Origin of the sequence: Nonomuraea jiangxiensis (assembly GCF_900099965.1) — a bacterium.
GTDB classification, from domain to species: domain Bacteria; phylum Actinomycetota; class Actinomycetes; order Streptosporangiales; family Streptosporangiaceae; genus Nonomuraea; species Nonomuraea jiangxiensis.
The window spans coordinates 97,026-114,592 of sequence record NZ_FNDJ01000013.1; the positions used below are offsets into that span (position 1 = coordinate 97,026).

Annotated in this window: 14 protein-coding genes; 12 read left to right on the top strand and 2 right to left on the bottom strand. The window is 72.2% G+C overall.

From position 1 onward, the window contains the following. The first annotated feature begins 16 nt into the window (after positions 1–16). Genes BLS95_RS27635 through BLS95_RS27665 form a run of 7 tightly spaced genes read left to right on the top strand, consistent with a single transcriptional unit; the run spans position 17 to position 10,043 of the window. A complete protein-coding gene (locus BLS95_RS27635; RefSeq protein ID WP_090937359.1) occupies positions 17–1,534 on the top strand; it encodes an ABC transporter substrate-binding protein in 1,518 nt (505 codons plus the stop codon). A gap of 11 nt (positions 1,535–1,545) precedes the next feature. Next, on the top strand, positions 1,546–2,574 hold the full coding sequence (locus BLS95_RS58105; protein WP_245765311.1) for an ABC transporter ATP-binding protein: 1,029 nt from the start codon (positions 1,546–1,548) through the stop codon (positions 2,572–2,574). Between the two features lie 5 nt (positions 2,575–2,579). After that, positions 2,580–3,344, top strand: coding sequence for an ATP-binding cassette domain-containing protein (locus BLS95_RS58110; RefSeq protein WP_090938019.1), 765 nt, complete (start codon positions 2,580–2,582; stop codon positions 3,342–3,344). Continuing rightward, a complete protein-coding gene (locus BLS95_RS59145) occupies positions 3,341–5,419 on the top strand; it encodes an MGH1-like glycoside hydrolase domain-containing protein (protein ID WP_090937360.1) in 2,079 nt (692 codons plus the stop codon). The genes BLS95_RS58110 and BLS95_RS59145 overlap by 4 nt, the downstream gene beginning before the upstream one ends. Next, entirely contained in the window at positions 5,416–7,029 is a 1,614-nt protein-coding gene (locus tag BLS95_RS27655; protein WP_090937362.1) for an FAD-dependent oxidoreductase, read from the top strand. The genes BLS95_RS59145 and BLS95_RS27655 overlap by 4 nt, the downstream gene beginning before the upstream one ends. After that, on the top strand, positions 7,029–7,946 hold the full coding sequence (locus tag BLS95_RS27660; protein ID WP_090937364.1) for a dihydrodipicolinate synthase family protein: 918 nt from the start codon (positions 7,029–7,031) through the stop codon (positions 7,944–7,946). The genes BLS95_RS27655 and BLS95_RS27660 overlap by 1 nt, the downstream gene beginning before the upstream one ends. Positions 7,947–7,949: 3 nt before the next feature. After that, positions 7,950–10,043 carry a golvesin C-terminal-like domain-containing protein gene (locus tag BLS95_RS27665; RefSeq protein WP_090937365.1) on the top strand — a complete coding sequence of 698 codons (2,094 nt, stop codon included), beginning with the start codon at positions 7,950–7,952 and terminating at the stop codon, positions 10,041–10,043. Between the two features lie 52 nt (positions 10,044–10,095). On the opposite strand, the gene BLS95_RS27670 is transcribed toward BLS95_RS27665, so the two are convergent. Beyond that, positions 10,096–10,845, bottom strand: a complete 750-nt coding sequence (locus tag BLS95_RS27670) for a DUF998 domain-containing protein (RefSeq protein ID WP_245765312.1) — start codon at positions 10,843–10,845, stop codon at positions 10,096–10,098. A 154-nt stretch (positions 10,846–10,999) separates the two neighbouring features. Here BLS95_RS27670 and BLS95_RS27675 point away from each other — a divergent pair, with 154 nt between their 5' ends. The 4 genes from BLS95_RS27675 to BLS95_RS27690 all read left to right on the top strand — a co-directional run bounded on the left by BLS95_RS27675 (position 11,000) and on the right by BLS95_RS27690 (position 15,723). Further along, on the top strand, positions 11,000–12,883 hold the full coding sequence (locus tag BLS95_RS27675; protein ID WP_090937367.1) for an ABC transporter ATP-binding protein: 1,884 nt from the start codon (positions 11,000–11,002) through the stop codon (positions 12,881–12,883). 107 nt (positions 12,884–12,990) lie between these two features. Next, entirely contained in the window at positions 12,991–13,482 is a 492-nt protein-coding gene (locus BLS95_RS27680) for a MarR family winged helix-turn-helix transcriptional regulator (protein WP_090937369.1), read from the top strand. A 199-nt stretch (positions 13,483–13,681) separates the two neighbouring features. Further along, positions 13,682–14,305 (top strand): NAD(P)H:quinone oxidoreductase, encoded by a 624-nt coding sequence (gene wrbA, locus BLS95_RS27685; protein WP_090937370.1) that lies wholly within the window; start codon positions 13,682–13,684, stop codon positions 14,303–14,305. Then, complete coding sequence (locus BLS95_RS27690; protein WP_090937373.1) at positions 14,302–15,723, top strand: MFS transporter; 1,422 nt, start codon at positions 14,302–14,304, stop codon at positions 15,721–15,723. Before wrbA ends, BLS95_RS27690 begins: the two co-directional genes overlap by 4 nt. Positions 15,724–15,807: 84 nt before the next feature. Here the strand turns inward: BLS95_RS27690 and BLS95_RS27695 are convergent, their stop codons facing one another. Then, positions 15,808–16,479 (bottom strand): winged helix-turn-helix transcriptional regulator, encoded by a 672-nt coding sequence (locus BLS95_RS27695; protein WP_090937374.1) that lies wholly within the window; start codon positions 16,477–16,479, stop codon positions 15,808–15,810. Between the two features lie 113 nt (positions 16,480–16,592). Here BLS95_RS27695 and BLS95_RS27700 point away from each other — a divergent pair, with 113 nt between their 5' ends. Further along, entirely contained in the window at positions 16,593–17,492 is a 900-nt protein-coding gene (locus BLS95_RS27700) for an SDR family oxidoreductase (RefSeq protein WP_218136003.1), read from the top strand. Positions 17,493–17,567 lie beyond the last annotated feature (75 nt).

Below are 17,567 nucleotides of genomic sequence, written 5' to 3' on the forward strand. Positions count from 1 at the left end.
CTGACAGGAGAACTCGATGACTGGGTTCCGCAAGATGACAGCGTTCGCGGCGGCGGCCGTCCTGCTGCTGGCCGGCTGCGCCACGACGACCGGCGGCAGCGGGGGCGGCGGTGATCCGGCCGGGGGCAGGCTGACTGCCGCGGGCACGTACCCGATCGAGAGCCTCGACCCGCACGGGGCCCAGGGCGCCACGACCGGCACGCAGCTCGCCGCGCAGGCGATCTTCAGCCGCCTCGTACGTCCCGGCGCCGACGGCAAGGTCGAGGGCGACCTGGCCGAGAAGTGGGAGCCCGGCGCCACCGCGGCGGAGTGGACGTTCCACCTGCGGTCCGGCGTGACGTTCTCCGACGGCAAGCCGGTGGCCGCCGCCGACGTGGTCGCCTCCTTCGAGCGGATGATGACGCTGGACGGCCCGAACGCCGCCAACTTCCCCGGCTACAAGATGACCGCGCCCGCCGAGAACGAGGTCAAGCTGACCGCGCCGGCCCCGGACGCGTCGATCCCGCGCAAGCTCGGCCTGTTCTACGTCATCCCGCGTACCGTCACGGCCCAGGACACCGCGTTCTTCACACGTCCTATCGGCTCCGGCCCGTACACCGTGAACCGGTTCGCGCCCGGCGAGGTGCTGGCGATGAGCCCGAACGCGAAGTACTGGGGCGACCGGCCGCAGCTCGCCAACCTGGAGATCCGTACCATCCCCGACCTGTCGGCCCGGCTGACCGCGCTGCGCACCGGCGAGGTGGACGTGGTCTGGGGCATCCCCGACGACCAGCTCCCCGTGCTGAGCGAGACGGACGGGCTGACCGTCAAGACGGTGCCGAGCACCGCGGTGTTCACCATGTGGTTCAACTCCTCGACCCCGGCGCTCAAGACCGCCGAGGTGCGCCGCGCCCTGTGGCAGGCGGTCGACTTCGGCACGATCATCAAGCAGCTCTACCCGCGGACCGGCGCGCTCGCCGACGGGCTGGTGGCGCCCGCGGTGCTCGGCTACGCCAAGCAGCAGCCGGTCGGCCACGATCCGAAGGCCGCCAAAGCCGCGCTGGAGTCCGCCGGCTTCGACTTCGGCAAAAAGCTGCGGCTGCAGTTCTCCGACGCCGAGTTCCGGCCGTTCGTGCAGGCGGTGGCCTCCGGCCTGGCCGAGATCGGCGTCCAGGTGGACGTCCTGGAGAAGGAGAAGGCGGTCTTCACCGAGGACCTGCTCGCGCTCAACTGGGACATCAACTTCCAGCAGCTCGCCACGCCCACCTACGACGCGGCCAGCAACCTGGGCCGGCTCTACACGTGCGCGGCGAAGCGTACCGGCTACTGCAACAAGGACCTCGACGAGCTGCTGGCCAAGGCGGGCGAGAGCCCGGACGAGGCCGAGCGCGCCGAACTGTACGGCCAGGCCGGAAAGATCATCTGGGCGGACGCGGTCGGCATGTACCCGATGACGGTGCAGCTCGCCTACTCCTGGCGGGCGCGGGTCACCGGGTTCACCCCCGACCCGAGCGGACTGCCCGACTTCTCCCACGTACGGCTCGCGGGCGCATGATGGGTGGCCGGGTGACAGCGCAGCATCCAGATAAATCGGGTACGGCGGATCCGCCGCATGACGGACCCCTGCTACGGGTCGAGGGGCTGGTCGTCGACCTGCCCCGGCCGGACGGCGCCGCGGGTGACACCGTCCGCGTGGTGGACGGGGTGTCGTTCGACGTGCCCGCGGGCACCACGGTCGGCCTGATCGGCGAGTCGGGCAGCGGCAAGACGATGACCGCGCTCTCGGTGATCGGCCTGCTCCCCGACCACGCGACCACCGGCGGCGAGCTGGTGTGGCGCGGGAAGAACCTCCTGCGGCCGGACACCGACTGGCGGCGCGTGCGAGGCCACCAGATCTCGATGATCTTCCAGGACCCGCTGGCCGCGCTGAACCCGAGCATCACCATCGGCCGCCAGGTGGGCGAGATCCTCCGGCGGGCCGGACGGCCGCGGGCCGAGGTGCGGCACGCGGTGATCGACCTGCTCGACCGCGCCGGGGTGCCGGACCCCGAGCGGCGGATGAACAGCTATCCCCACGAGTTCTCCGGCGGGCTGCGCCAGCGCGCCATGATCGCCCTGGCCCTGGCCGGCAGCCCGTCGCTGCTGCTCGCGGACGAGCCGACCACCGCGCTCGACGTCACCGTACAGGCCAGGATCCTGCGCCTGCTCCGCTCGATCCAGCGGGAGCAGGGGCTGGCCATGCTGCTGGTCACCCATGACCTGCGGGTGGTCGCCCACGTCGCCGACGAGGTCGTGGTCATGTACGCGGGCCGCGTCGCGGAACGCGGCCCCGCCGGCGCGGTGCTGCGCCGTCCCGCGCACCCCTACACACGCGCGCTGGCGGCGAGCGTCCCGGCGGTGCGTACCAAGACGGCGCTGGCCGACCCGCTGCCCGGCTCGCCGGCGACGCCGGCGAACCGGCCGTCCGGGTGCGCGTTCCACCCGCGGTGCCCGCTGGCCCGGGACCGGTGCAAGGCAGAGGTGCCGCAGGCGCGCGAGGTCGCGCCGGGCAGGTGGAGTGCCTGCCACTTCGCGGAAGAGGTGTTCACCCCGTGAGCGAGATGCTCGAAGTGTCCGACCTGCGGGTCACCTTCGGTGGCCGGGGCGGCCTGGTCGCCGTCGACGGCGTCAGCCTGCGGGTCGCGCCGGAGGAGACACTCGCCGTGGTGGGCGAGTCGGGCTCGGGCAAGACCACGGTCGCCCGCTGCGTGGTCGGGTTGCAGCGGCCGGACTCCGGGACCGTGACGTTCGAAGGGCGAAGGCTCGGCCCGGCCGGTCGCCGCCCGCCGGAGTCGCAGCGCGCCATCCAGATGGTGTTCCAGGATCCGCGCTCGTCGCTCAATCCGCGGATGCCGGTGTCCGATCTCATCGGCGAGGCATGGCGTACGCACCCGGTCACGGCGCCGCGGGGCGACCGGACCGAGGCGCTGCACCGGCTGCTGGCCGACGTCGGTCTCGACGCCGACGTGGCCGGGCGGCGCGCGGGCGACCTCTCGGGCGGCCAGTGTCAGCGGGTGAGCATCGCCCGCGCGCTGGCGGTGCGGCCACGGCTGCTCGTGTGCGACGAGGCGGTCTCGGCCCTCGACGTGTCCGTGCAGGCGCAGATCCTGCGGCTGCTCGTGGACCTGCGGCGCAGCCACCGGCTCGCGCTGCTGTTCATCACCCACGACCTGGGCGTGGTGCACCAGATCGCCGACCGGGTCGCGGTGATGCGCCGCGGCGCCGTCGTCGAGGAGGGCCCGGCCGGAGAGGTGCTCGGCGCGCCCCGGCACGAGTACACCCAGGCCCTGCTCGACGCCGCACTCGACATCGGAGTAGAAGCATGATCACCGGCTGGAACACGTGGGACGTCACCACCCACACCGGCATGGTGCACCTGCCGTCGGGGCTGCGGGTCCGCTTCGGCGTGCCCGGCGCTCCCCTCGACGGGTTCACCTGGCGTGACGGTCTGGTCAGGCTCGGGCACCACACCGTGGGCGGCGACTACGCGGAGGTCACCGTCGAGGCCGGTGACGGCCTCCTGCACCTGGTCATGGCCGGAGGGTCCACGGACGAGCTGTACGTACGGGCCGAGGGGACCGCGGGCGTGCTCGTGGCGCTGGACGGCCGGGACGACACCGACGCCGGCGCCCAGTGGATCGACTGGCGGATCGACTGGCGGGAGACCGGCGGCGGGCCCGTCAGGACGGGCGAGGAGTCGCGGCCGGCCGACGGCCTGGTGCTGGAGTTCGCAGCCCGGGTGGAGCTGCGCGTGGCCCCGCACGGCACGCCCGGCGGCGCCGCCGGCGTGGACGCCCTGCTCGCGCGGCGCAGGGCCGAGGCCGAACGCACCGCCCCCCGGTCGGCCGGCTGGCTGGGCGACGCCGCCGACGCCGCCACCAGGGCCGTCACCTGGAACCGGATCTACGCGCCCGACCTCGGCCGGGTGCTCACGCCGACCTCCCGGGACTTCGTCTCCGAGCGGCGCAGGGGCTTCTACGGCACCTGGGCGCTGCACGCGTGGGACACGTTCTTCACCGGCCTGGTCGCCTCCACCGTCGACCGCGACCACGCCCGCGATATCTTCGGCCAGATCCTGCCCTTCGCCGACGCCGCGGGCATGATCCCCAACCGCGTGTCCGACGACAAGGGCGTCACCGCCGACCGCTCGCAGCCCCCGGTGGGCGCGCTGACCGTGCGCAAGGCGTACCTGGCCGGTGGGCTGTCGGACGAGACCCGCGACCGGGAACTGCTCGCCGGAACGTTCCCGGCGCTGCTGGCCTGGCACGACTGGTGGCCCCGAGCCCGCCGCGGCCCGTACGGCCTGCTCGCCTGGGGCTCTGACCCCATCGACGGCGACCCCGGCTCGGCCACCCTCGACCGGACGAAACGGGAGTCCGGCCTGGACGACTCGCCCATGTACGACGAAGTGAGCTACGACCCTGACACCCACACGATGAACCTGGCCGACGTCGGGCTGGTCGCGTTGCACATCGCCGACGCCGAGGCGCTCGCCGCCATCGCCGGCACGCTGGGCGCGGACGACGTCGCACGACGGCTGCGCGACCAGGCCGCGAAGGCGCGGGCGAGCGCCGACCCGCTGCTGTGGGACGCCGACCGCGGCGGCTACCGGAACCTGCACGCCGACGGGACACACGACCCGCACGTCTCGCCCACCCTGCTCTACCCGTTGCTGGCCGGCATGCCGGACGCCGCCCGGGCCGCCGACCTGGCCGCCCGGCTGCTGCGTCCGCAGACGCTCGGCGGCGACCCGCCGCTGCCCAGCGTGGCCCGCGACGACCCCGGCTACGCGGCGACGTACTGGCGCGGGCGCATCTGGGCGCCGATGGCGTTCCTCGCGATCGAGGGCCTGCGCCGCTACGACCTGACCGAGGCCAGCCGCCCGCTGGTCGCCGCGCTGCTGCGGCTGTTCCTGTCCGAATGGGACAAGCACAGCCACGTCCGCGAGAACTATCCGGCCACCTCCGGCGAGGACGTCCGGGCGTTCCAGGCGCGCTCCGACGGGCTGATGGCCTGGGGCGGCCTGCTCGCCTACCTCGCGTACGGCGAACTCGCCGACGCCCGCGAGGACGGCTGGCGCTTCGCGCACCCAGGAGAGCCCGCGGAGCTGGCCAACCTGCCGCTCGGCGACGGCCGGCTCGCCGTGACCGCCGGTGACCGGCTCACCGTGACGCTCGACGGCCGCCCGCTGCTCGACGCCGCGCCGGGCGTCGTCGTCACCGCCTACCGGCGTACCGCGGGCGAGGTCACCGGGATCGCCCGCGGCAGTGGCGATCTCCACGTCAGCCCGCCGGGGGACGGCGCCCCGGTACGGGTGCCGGTCTCCGCCGAGCCGACACCCTTCCGCATAACCCGTAACGAAACAGACCAGCACGACAACGATGGGGGAATGCCCGCGTGACAAGGGAATCCGAGACAACGGCCGACGTCCTCGTGGCCGGCGGCGGGCTCGGCGGCGTGGCCGCCGCGCTGGCCGCGCTGCGCAGGGGCCGGTCCGTGCTTCTCGTCGAGGAAACCGACTGGATAGGCGGGCAGCTCACCAGCCAGGGCGTGCCACCGGACGAGCACACCTGGATCGAGCAGTTCGGATGCACCCGCAGCTACCGCAGGCTGCGCGACGCGATCCGGGACCACTACCGGACCTGGTACCCGCTGACCGACGAGGCCCGTGCCCGCCCCGACCTCAACCCCGGCGAGGGGCGGGTCTCCCGGCTGTGCCACGAGCCCAGGGTGGCCGCCGCCGTGCTGGACGCCATGGTCGCGCCGTACGTGTCGGCGGGCCGGCTGCGCATCCTGTACGGCCACAAGGTCGTCGGCGCCACCGTGGACGGCGACCGGGTGCGCGCCGTCACCGTCGAGGCGGCGGACGGGCACCGACTGGAGGTGGCGGCACCGTACGTGTTGGACGCCACGGAGCTGGGCGACCTGCTGCCGCTCACCGGTGCCGAGCACGTCACCGGCTTCGAGTCCCGGCACGACACCGGCGAGCCCAGCGCTCCCGACGAGGCGCAGCCGGCGAACATGCAGGCGTTCTCCTGGGTGTTCGCGATCGAGCACCGGGCCGGTGAGGACCACACGATCGACCGGCCCGCGGGTTACCGGGACTGGGCCCGCTACCAGCCGCCGAAGTGGCCGAACCCGCTGCTCAGCCTGAGCGCGCCCGACCCCAGGACGCTGGAGACGGTGACCCGCGCCTTCACCCCGAACCCGGCGCCGGCCCCGTTCGTCGCCGACCAGCGGGCGGACCCGGGCGACAAGGAGCTGTGGGCGTTCCGCCGGGTGCTGTCGCGCAACCTCTACCGGCCAGGGTTCGCCGCCAGCGACGTCACCATCGTCAACTGGCCGATGATCGACTACCTGCCCGGTCCGCTGATCGGCGTCAGTGCCGAGGAGCGTGACAAGCACCTGGCCGGCGCCCGTGAGCTGAGCATGAGCATGCTCTACTGGCTGCAGACCGAGGCGCCGCGCGAGGACGGGGGCACCGGCTGGCCGGGGCTGCGGCTGCGCGGCGACGTGCTGGGCACCACCGACGGGCTGGCCAAGGCGCCCTACATCCGCGAGTCGCGGCGGATCGAGGCCCGCTACCGGATCGTCGAACAGGACCTGTCGCTGGCCGTACGCGGCCAGGCCGGCGCGGTCGCCTACCCCGACTCGGTCGGGATCGGCATGTACCGCATCGACCTGCACCCCTCGACCGGCGGCGACACGTACATCGACGTCGCCAGCTCGCCGTTCCAGATCCCGCTCGGCGCGCTCCTGCCGGTCCGGCTGCGCAACCTGCTGCCCGCGGCCAAGAACATCGGGACCACCCACATCACCAACGGCTGCTACCGCCTGCACCCGGTGGAGTGGAACATCGGCGAGGTGGCGGGGACGCTCGCCGCCCACTGCCTCGACCACGGGCTGGAGCCCGAGCAGGTGCACGCCGACGGCGCGCGGCTGCGGGCGTTCAGGAGCGAGCTGGCCGCCGACGGCGTCGAGCTGGCCTGGCCCGAGATCAGGGGGTACTGATGGCGGTCGACGGCCGCCGGCTGCTCGGCGGCGTGATGATCCCCCTCGTCACCCCGATGAGCGAGCCGGGCCTCCCCTCGGGGCAGGCGGCGAAGGCGCTGCTCCACGGGCTCGCCGCGGCGGGCGCGCGTGGCTTGATGCTGTTCGGCAGCAACGGCGAGGGCCCGTTGCTGCCGGTCTCCGCGCTCACGGAGTTCGCCGTCCAGGTGGCCGGGCAGTGGCGCGAGCTGACCGGCGGGCCGGTGCTGTGCAACGTCACGGCGGCCGGGACGGCGGAGGCGCGGCAGCGCGCGGCGGCGGTCGAGCCGGCCGAGCCCGACGCGCTCGTGCTCAGCCCGCCCATCTACTTCCGGCACCGCGACGACGAGATCGCCGCCCACTACGAGGCCCTGGCCGGCCTCGGCACCCCGGTGGTCGCCTACAACGCTCCCCGCTACAGCAACCCGCTCGGCCGGGACACGATCGACCGGCTGGTGGCCATGCCGCACGTGGTGGGCATCAAGGACAGCTCCGGCGACCTCGACCTGCTGGGCCACATCGTCTCCGCCGCCAGGCGCCGGCCGGACTTCGGCGTGAGCCAGGGGGCGGAGACGCAGTTGCTCGCGGCGCTGCGCCTCGGCGCGGACGGCATCGTCCCCGGCATCGCGAACCTGGCGCCGGGCCCCTCGGTCGAGCTGTTCGCGGCCCACGAGAGCGGCAGGGACGGCGACGCGGAGGAGGCGCAGCGTGTGCTCGCCCGGCTGCTCGCCCTGCACTCGATCCGGCCGGGAGTGCCCGCGATCAAGGCGCTCCTCGACGACCGCGGGCTGTGCCCCCCACACGTGGCCGCGCCACTCGTGCCCTGCACCGAGGCCGAACGGCGCGACCTGAACGCCTTACTCGCCAACGACGAAGCACATCTCTTCCCCCGGAGGTAGCACGTGGCACCGTCAGAGTCCTGGTCCATCAGCATCGGCCGCAGGGCGTTCGGCAAGGGCCTGGCCGCAGCGTCACTGGCCGCCGCGCTCGGCCCCGCTCTACCGGCGGGCGCGGCGTCCGCGCGGCGCGCGCCGGTCACCTTCGACGAGACCACGCTGTGGGACAACACCGTGGACCCTCTGGAGAGCTATCACGTCCACGGGCTGACGGTGCTGCCCGACGACTCCATCCTCGTCGTCACCGAGGGACGGCACGAGGTGTGCGACGCCGGCCCCCGGGATCTGGTGCTGCGCCGCAGCCCCGACGGCGGCGACACCTGGGAGGCGACGCGGACGCTGGTGACCTCGGCCGGCGGCCAGTCGTGGGGCAACCCGGCGTTCGTCGTCGACCGGACCACCGGCGGCGTCTTCCTGTTCTACATGCTCTCCACCCGGCTGCCGGAGAACACGACCTGCTCCGGCGACAAGGGCGACCTGTACATGATCTCCAGCGCGGACGGCGGTCGTACCTGGAGCGCGCCGCGCGCACTGTCCGGACTGTTCGACCACTTCCCGTACGACTGGGCGCTGCACGGCCCCGGGCCCGGCCACGGCATCCAGCTCGACAACGGCCGGCTGCTGCTCAACTGCTCCCACCGCCGGGTGATCGTCGGCAACAGCGTCGAACAGCGGTATTACGGCGTGGCGTCGATCTACAGTGACGATCACGGCCAGACCTGGCAGGCCACAGCCGAGGTGCCGGTCTCCGTCGCCTACCCGATCAACGAGGCCAGGGTGATCCAGCGTTCCGACGGCACGGTGCTGGTCAACGGCCGCGCCGCGGCAGGCGGGAACCGGCAGCGGATCGTGTCGGTCAGCTCCGACCGCGGGCTGACCTGGTCGGCGCCGCGGCTGGACGGGTCCACCGGCACGTTCAACGCCGTGGACGCGAGCCTGCTGCGCTACAGCGGCGGACCGGGCTCGTCGGAGGCCGGCCGGGTGCTGTTCAGCCGCCCCGACTCGCCGGTGCGGACCAACCTGACGGTCTCGGTGAGCTACGACGACGCGCACTCGTTCCGCTACAGCCGGGTGGTCAACCCGGGCCGGTCGTACTACTCCGAGCTGGCCCGTCTCTCGGACGGCACGATCGTGCTCGTCTACGGCCGCGACGGCGACAACGCGAGCTTCCCGCGCAAGGTCGTCGTCGCCCGGTTCTCCCTGGAATGGCTGACCAACGGCCGGGACACCCTGTCGGACGGCCCCCACTACGACGAGCGCGTCGTCGACCTGTCGGCAGGCGCGCTCGCCACCGGCGGCGCCGTGTCCACTGTCGCCGACCCGGTGGCGCGCGGGGGGAACCGGGCCGTGTTCACCCCGTCCCAGACCACCGCCTACGTCGAGTACACCGTGAACGTCGTCAACCCGCGTCCCCAGGAGTTGCTCCTGCGCTACTTCCGCTCCGCCGACGGCGGCCTGGTCACCGTCACGGTCGACGGCATCCGCACCCCGATCGCGGTGCTGGACACGACGGCGGACCGGGCCGACGGTTACGACGTCGCCAACCTCGGCGAGGTCCAACTCGCGGTCGGGCAGCACAAGATCCGGTTCACCGCGTCACAGGCCGGTCGCGGCGGCGGCAGGGTGGTCTCGCTGGACACGCTGAGCCTCATCGACGCCCCCGCGCGCGCCGACGTGTCCAGCGAGGTGGTGGTCGACAACGACGAACTCGGCTATCAGGTGGTCAGCGGCGTCTGGTCGCCGGCTACGGGCGTGGCCGGCTACCGCGGCGGCAACTACCGTACGGCGCCCGCGGGCACGGGCGGGAGCGTCGTCCGGTGGCGGCTGGTGGTGCCGAGCGACGGTGACTACGAGGTCCAGGTCTCGCACACCGCGCACGAGAACCGCGCGAGCAACGCGCCCTTCACCGTCAGGCACGCGACCGGGACCAAGGTGGTACGGGTCGACCAGCGCAAGGCCGGGGTGACGGAGCCGCGCGGCGGCTCGTGGGTGTCGCTCGGCACGTTCCGCATGACCGCGGGGCTGACCTCGGTCGAGCTGAGCAACGCGGCCGACGGGTTCGTCATCGCCGACGCCGTCAGGCTGCGCCGCAAGCCCTGACGACGGTCGGTCCGGCTGATCCGGCGCGTGGCGCGCACGTCGCCACCCCGGATCAGCCGGACGCCGCCGCGTGCCCACCCCGCTCGTGGCCGTCCCGCTGGTGGCGGAGGAGGTGCGCGGCGAGGAACGTGAGCCAGGCCCACCCCATGGTGACCGAGATCCTCTGGAAGAGCCCTCCGTACGCGACCAGCGACGCCGTCTGGTCGAACCCGAGCGTGGACAGCTCCAGCATCACCGCGAACGCCCCCGCGCTGACGGCCGAGTAGCAGGCCCACAGGAGCCGCCGCGTCCCCGCGAAGCGCACCGCGAACACGACGCACGCGCAGGCCAGCGCCGCGAAGCCCGGCATGGAGAGCAGGTCGTGCAGCAGGGCGGGCACGCTGCTGTACTCGGCCATCTGGTCAGGCGTCCCCGGCGGATACCCGCTCACCGGGTCGGTCGTGAACACCCCCGCGCCGACCAGCATCACCCCCCACGCCCCGACCAGGATCGGCCCCCAGCGCGCCCCCCTCGCTGACGAGGAGCCCCTGAGCGCGCGCCGCATCCCGGCGGCGAACGCGAGCGACAGCACGCCGGCGATGACGAAGTTCGCCGTCTGCACCCAGCCGAACGGGCCCAGGGCCAGCGAGCTGATCGGATGCCGCAGCGGGTCGTAGTGGGCCTTGAGCGCCCCCTGGACGAGGAACGCGACGACGAAGAGCGGGCCGGCGACCACACCGCACAGCAGTAGGCGCCTCGTCGTCCTGTCGATGGCCGTCTCCGGACCCCTGGGATCGGGGCCGGGCGGCATGATGGTTCGCATGCCTGTCAGGCTAGGTTGACAGGAGGATCGCTGTCAACCCAGCCTGACAAGCACGACGGCGGGTCCGGGCGGTCGGGCGGCGGAAAATCGTTGGATCGCTCGGCACTCCCTGCGGCAGCATGGCCACGGTGGGTGTCGGCGTTCGGGAGGGCGGATGGATGTGTTCGGTTCAGGACAGGTCTCCGCGGGCACCCCGTCCGTCCGCAGGTCTGCGGTGCTGCTCGCGCTGCGGTTCTACTGCCTGGAGCTGAAGCGGCAGTGGCCGGTGGCGGTGCCCGCGCTGACCCTGCCGGCGATGGGCAACATCTGCCTGTTCTACCTGGCGCCGCTGGCGGTGGCGGCGCTCGTGGGGCACCTGTCCGGAGGGGGCGACGGCTCGGTCGCCGCGCTGCTGCCCTACGTGCTCGGCTTCGGCGCGTTGCTGCTGGCGGGCGAGGTGTTGTGGCGGCTGGGGCTGCACTTCCTCAACCGTACGGACTCCCGCGGCATCGAGCGGCTCGGCGTGATCGGCATGGACGAACTGCTGATCAAGGACGCCGCCTTCTTCCACGACAACTTCGCCGGTTCGCTGACCAAACGGGTGCTGAGCTTCTCCGGCAGGTTCGAGGAGTTCGCCGACGCGCTGACGTTCTCGATCATGGCCAAGCTCGTGCCGCTGGTCTTCGCCTCGGTCGTTTTGTGGCAGTATCACCCGCTGCTGGTCCTCGTGCTGCTGGGGCTCATCGTCGTGACCGGCTTCCTGGTGGCCCCGCTCATCCGCCGCCGGCAGCGGCTGGTCGACGAGCGCGAGGCCGCCAAGGTGCGGGTGTCGGGCCACGTCGCCGACGTGCTGGCCAACATGGACACCGTACGCGCGTTCGCCGCCGAGGACCGCGAGGCCGCGGAGCACCGGGTCAGGGTCGCCGAGCAGCAGCGGCTCTCGCTGCGCTCCTGGGACTACGGCAACCTGCGGGTCGACACCGTGGTCGCGCCGCTATCGGTGCTGACCGCCGCCCTGGGCCTGCTCCTGGCTGTGGCGCTGCGGGGCGGCCTGGGCGTGGAGGCCATCGTGGTGACGTTCACCTACTACTCGAACACGACCGGCATCATGTTCGAGTTCAACCAGATCTACCGGCGCCTGGAGAGCACGCTCACCGAGGCCGCCCAGTTCACCGAGCTGCTGCTGGCGCGGCCGACCGTGGTCGACCCTCCCGACCCCCAGCCGCTGCGCCCGGCCGACGCCGGCGTCCGCTTCGAACGGGTGAGATTCACGCACGCCGCGGGCCCGCCCCTGTTCGACGGGCTCGACCTCGACATCGCCAGCGGCACCAAGATCGGGCTGGTCGGCCGGTCCGGGGGCGGCAAGACCACGCTGACCCGGCTGCTGCTGCGCCTCATGGACATCGACGGGGGCCGCATCCTCATCGGCGGCCAGGACATCGCCCGGCTGCGCCAGGCCGACCTGCGCGGCCTGATCGCGTACGTCCCCCAGGAGCCCGGCATGTTCCACCGGACGATCCGCGACAACATCGCGTTCGCCCGGCCGGGCGCCACCGAGGACGAGATCCTCCGGGCGGCCAGGGCGGCGCACGTCACGGAGTTCGCCGAGGCGCTGCCCGACGGGCTCGACACCCTGGTCGGCGAGCGCGGCGTGAAGCTCTCCGGCGGTCAGCGGCAACGCCTCGCCCTGGCCCGTGCCATCCTGCGCGACGCCCCGATCCTGCTGCTGGACGAGGCGACCAGCGCACTCGACTCGGAGAGCGAGATCCTCGTCCAGGAGGCCCTGTGGCATCTGATGCAGGACCGTACGGCCCTCGTGGTGGCACACCGCCTGAGCACCGTGGTCCGCATGGACCGGCTGGTCGTGCTCAACCAGGGCCGCATCGTGGAGCAGGGCACACACAGCGAGCTGCTCCAGGCGGATGGCCCCTACGCGCGGCTGTGGCGCCACCAGTCGGGCGGCTTCCTGGTCGCGGACGACGACGCACTCGACGCGGCCCCGTCGTTGCCCGTCCCGATCGCCGCCGACGGACGGCGTCCACACGGTGAGCCCGTCTGAGGGCAGGGAGGCGCGTGGCCGACGATCATCCGGTGACCGGTGGCGCTTCCTGGCAGCACGGATGTGATGCGTGCCGCCGTCCGGGGCGGCTGGAGTAGCGTGGCGGTATGACTGACTCGCCGGAGCCGGCTGCGCCACCCACCTGCCCGTCCCCCGGCGGGACCGTCACCGTACCGGCCGAGACGGCGATCCCCGACACCCTGCTCTACCAGCTTGTCCGCTGGGCCAAGGCGCACCGGACCAAGATCGCCGACGAGCTCGCGGGCCTCGGCCTCTACATCGGGCAGGAACAGCTCCTGGCACAGCTCTGGTCGAAGGACGGGCTCAGCCAGTCCGAGCTGGTGGACCGGCTCTGCGTCGAGCCCCCTACGGTCACCAAGATGCTGCAGCGGATGGAACGGGCCGGCCTGGTGCGGCGGGCCGCGGATCCCGCCAATGCCCGGATCTCACGTGTCTACCTGAGCGACCGGGGACGGGAGTTGCAGGCCCCGGTCGAGCGCCTGTGGGCCGACAGCGAGCGGCGGCTGAGCGCGGAGCTCGATCCTGCCACCCGGTCCGCGCTCCTGGACGTGCTCACCCGGATCAACACCTCGACCTGAGCGGATCGGGCGGCGGCTGGGCCCAGGCCGCATCCCCTGGGCCCCGGTCTCCATCGGAGCCGGCCCCGGCGAAACCGCATCTCCGACCGGTATCGGCTCGATCCTCACGGTAGGACGGAAACCCCGATGGGGTTGAAGGGTCACCGGACGCCGGGCTAAGCTGAGCCGGCTAATTTAGCCAGCTACATTAGGAGATGCGATGCCTACCGACATCAGGGTCGCCGTCATCTACTACAGCGCCACCGGCACGGTGCGCAGCCTGGCCGAAGCCATGGTGGAAGGCGCGCGGGAGACCGGCGCGGAGGTCCGGCTGCTCCGCGCGACGGAGACCGCGCCCGCCGAGGCGATCGCGAGCCGGCCGGACTGGCAGGCGAACCTCGCCGCCACCGATCACCTGCCCGCACCCACCCTGGACCATCTGCGCTGGGCCGACGCGATCGCGATCGGATGCCCGACGCGCTTCGGCAACCTGGCCACGCCGATCTCCAGCTTCCTGGAGACCACCGGCGGGCTGTGGTTCTCCGACGAACTCGCGGACAAGCTCGTCGGGGGGTTCACCAGTGTCAGCACCGCCCACGGCGGTCACGAGAGCACACTGCTCGCGCTGACCCACATCTTCCACCACTGGGGTTCGATCATCGTGCCGGCCGGCTACATCGGCGACACCCTCCGCGGCGCCGGCAACCCGTACGGCGTCTCCGCCCACGCCTCGTACGGCCGGGCCGCCCCCTCGGCCCAGGAGCTCGCGGCCGCCCGCGCCTACGGTTCCCGGCTGGCGACCGTCGCCGGCCGGTACGCGGTCAGCCGGGAGGTGACAGCGTGACCTCACCCGAGACGTCGTCCGGACCGGCACCGCCTACCGAGGGCATCAGGTGGGGCGCCGTCATCGCCTGCGGGTTGGCGGTCTTCATCACCGCCGTCGACCTGAACGTGGTCGGTGTCGCCCTGCCCGCGCTCGGCGCACGGTTCGACGCCGCCCCGGCGGCGATGCAGTGGGTCATCCTGGCGTACGCGCTGCCGATGGTCGCGCTGATCCTGCCCGCCGGCCGGTGGGGCGACACCGTCGACAAACGGGAGGCGTTCGTCTTCGCGGTCGTCGGTTTCGGGCTGGCCAGCGTGTTCGTCGCCGTCTCGCAGTCACTGGAGATGATGATCGTCGCACGGGTCGTACAGGCGCTCTTCGGCGCGCTCATCTCCTCGCTCGTGCTCGCCACCATCGCCCAGTCGGTACGGCCGCAGCTGATGGGCCGGGCGATGGGCCTGGTCGCGTCGCTGGGCCCGCTCGGCGGAGCAGTCGGCCCGGCCGGGGGTGGACTGCTGATCGACGCCCTGGGCTGGCAGGCCGCGTTCCTGATCAACGTCCCGGTCTGCCTGGTGGCCGCCTGGCTGGCCTGGGTGTCGGTACCACGTGGCACCCTGGGACTGCACCCACCGCGGCCACGCTGGCTGATCGACGTGCTGATGCTCGGTGTCGCCGGCACGGCGCTCTTACTCGGGCTGCAGGAGTTCGGCCGACCGGGAGCCGGTGCCGCGATCGGCGGGGTGCTGCTGGTCGCCGGCATCGTGACCCTGGTGTTCTGGCTCCGCCGTAAGGACGCCAAGCCCGTCATGGCGCTGTTCGCCGACCCGTTCGTCAACCGCTGGCTGATCGCGCTGCTGTTCGGCGCGGTGCTGAGCGGCGTACTCAACTTCATCACCCCGTTCCTGCTCGTCGACGGGATCGGTGTCTCCAACGGGGTCACGGGCTTCACCATGTTGGCGCTGTCCGCCGGCATGGTGGTCTTCGCACCGCTGGGCGGGGCCCTCACCGACCGCTCCGGACCACGGCCCGTTTCCATCGTCGGCGGAATACTGCTGCTCGCTGGCGCGACGCTGCTGGTGTCCGGCTCGACCGAGTGGGGAGCCGTGGACATCGCCTGGCGGCTGGCGCTGGTCGGCGCGGGCACCGGTCTGCTCGCCGGACCGACCCAGGCAGCCGTGATGATGTCCGCGCCGCCGCACCTCGGTGCGACCGCCGGGGCCCTCTCCGCGCTCCTGCTCAACCTCGGTTTCGCGGTCGGGCCGGCGGCCGGCTCCCTGGCCTGGCAACTGACCGGCGGCGAGATCACCCGTACCGGCCCGGCCTACCTCGTCGGTGCGGCAGCCGCCACGATCGCCCTGGCGCTACTCGTCGCCACACGGCGGCCCCGACCTCCCGCCACGCCGGAAGCGCCGGTCGCCAAGGAACAACCAGCGGGCTGAGCGGCGCCCGTACGGGGTCGGACAGTCACCCATGGTGTGGATACGGCAGCTTGACGGCACGCCGGGTGCCTGGGGGAAGAGGCGTCAGGTCGAGGGCGCCTCTTCCGTTTCGGGGCGGGGGAAGCAGTCGAGCAGGCGCTTGAGCGTGTTGACGTCGCCGGACACGGTGGTGTGCCCGTCGTCGGTGGCCTCCTCCAGGCGGCGCCGGCGGGTCAGCAGCGCGGCGAACGTCCTGGTGTCGGTGGTGATGGTCGCGTCGGGCGCTTCGGGTTCGCCGCGGGTGATGTCGATCTCGCCGTCGGCGACACTCACGGTGAGGCGGTCGTCGCCGAAGACCAGCGCGTAGGTGGCGGACAGGCCGTCGCTCAACTGCGCGGCGAAGTCGCCGTGAAGCGCCAGCATGAGGGCGTCGACGCTGATGTCCGCGTTGAGATCTCGAAAGGGTGAGTGCCGGCCCCACCGGCCGAGGTGGACGAGCACGGGCTGGAGCTGCCGTCCCCAGTCGGTCAGCTCGTAGACCCACGACCGGGTTGGCGGACCCAGCTTGCGTCGACGCACGATGCCGTACTGTTCCAGCTCGCGCAGCCGCTGGGACACGCGGTTGGGGCCGGCGTTCGGCAGCCCGCTGCGCAGGTCGCTGAAGCGCTTGGGACCGAGAAGCAGCTCACGGACGACCAGGAGGGCCCAGCGCTCGCCGACCAGGTCAAGGGCGTGTGCGGCGGCGCAGGCGTCGCCATAGGTTCGCGTGCTCGACACATCACCGAGTCTAACCGAAGCCTCGTTCCGATACGGATTCTTTCAGTATCGAAGTTGTACTAAACAGTTCTCATATGTAACCTCTGGAGGCATTCCCCGAACAGGAAGAAGGAATGATGATCCTCATCACAGGAGCGAACGGACGTCCCGGATCGGCCACCGTCCGTGAGTTCGTACGACATGGCACACCGGTCCGTGCCCTCGTGCGGTCCCCGGAGAAGGGCGACGATCTACGGGCGCTGCCAGGGGTCGAGGTCGTCTACGGCGACATGCTCTGGCCCGAGACGCTGGAGCACGCGCTGGCCGGGGTGGACCGGGTGCTGATGATCTCCGGTGCCGGGCCGGAAATGCTGGAGACCCAGTGCACGTTCATCGACGCCGCGATCAAGGCGGGGGTCGGCCATATCGTGAAATTCTCTGGAAAAGACTCGGTCGACGGGTTCGACAACGAGAAGTTCCGTTCCAGCCGGAGTCACGAGCAGATCCTGCGCTACCTCGTCGCCTCCGGGATGCCGTGGACCGTGCTCCGGCCGAGCCAGTTCATGCACGTGTACTTCGAGGAAGTGCCGGACATCGTCGCCCACGGCGAGCTCCGCCTCCCGCTCGGCGACACCACGCTCGCCCCGGTCGACATCGATGACATCGCCAAAGTGGCCTACGCCGTGCTCACCACGCCCGGCCACGAAGGCGAGACGTACACCATGACCGGTCCCGAGGCGCTCACCATGACCGACGCCGCGCGCCACATCTCCGACGCGATCGGCAGATCGGTCAGCTACCGCGACGTGACCTCCGAGGAGAAGCAGCAGGCCTGGCTGGCGGCGGGGTACCCGAGGCCGCGCGCGAGCGCGTTCGCGCAACTGTTCCAGGAGCGGAGCCGACTGGGCCGCTCGACCGTCGACCTGAGCACCCATGAGCGCTTCGGGATCGAACCGACCACCTTCGCGGAGTTCGCCCGTCGATACGCAGACGTGTTCCGCGGTGTCTCCCCCTACACCGTCACCCCGGCCTGAGGCCGGAATCGGGGCGTGCCGGTCATGCTCGCACTGCTCCTCCCCCGAATCGTGTCCAAACAGGCACGGGGCCCG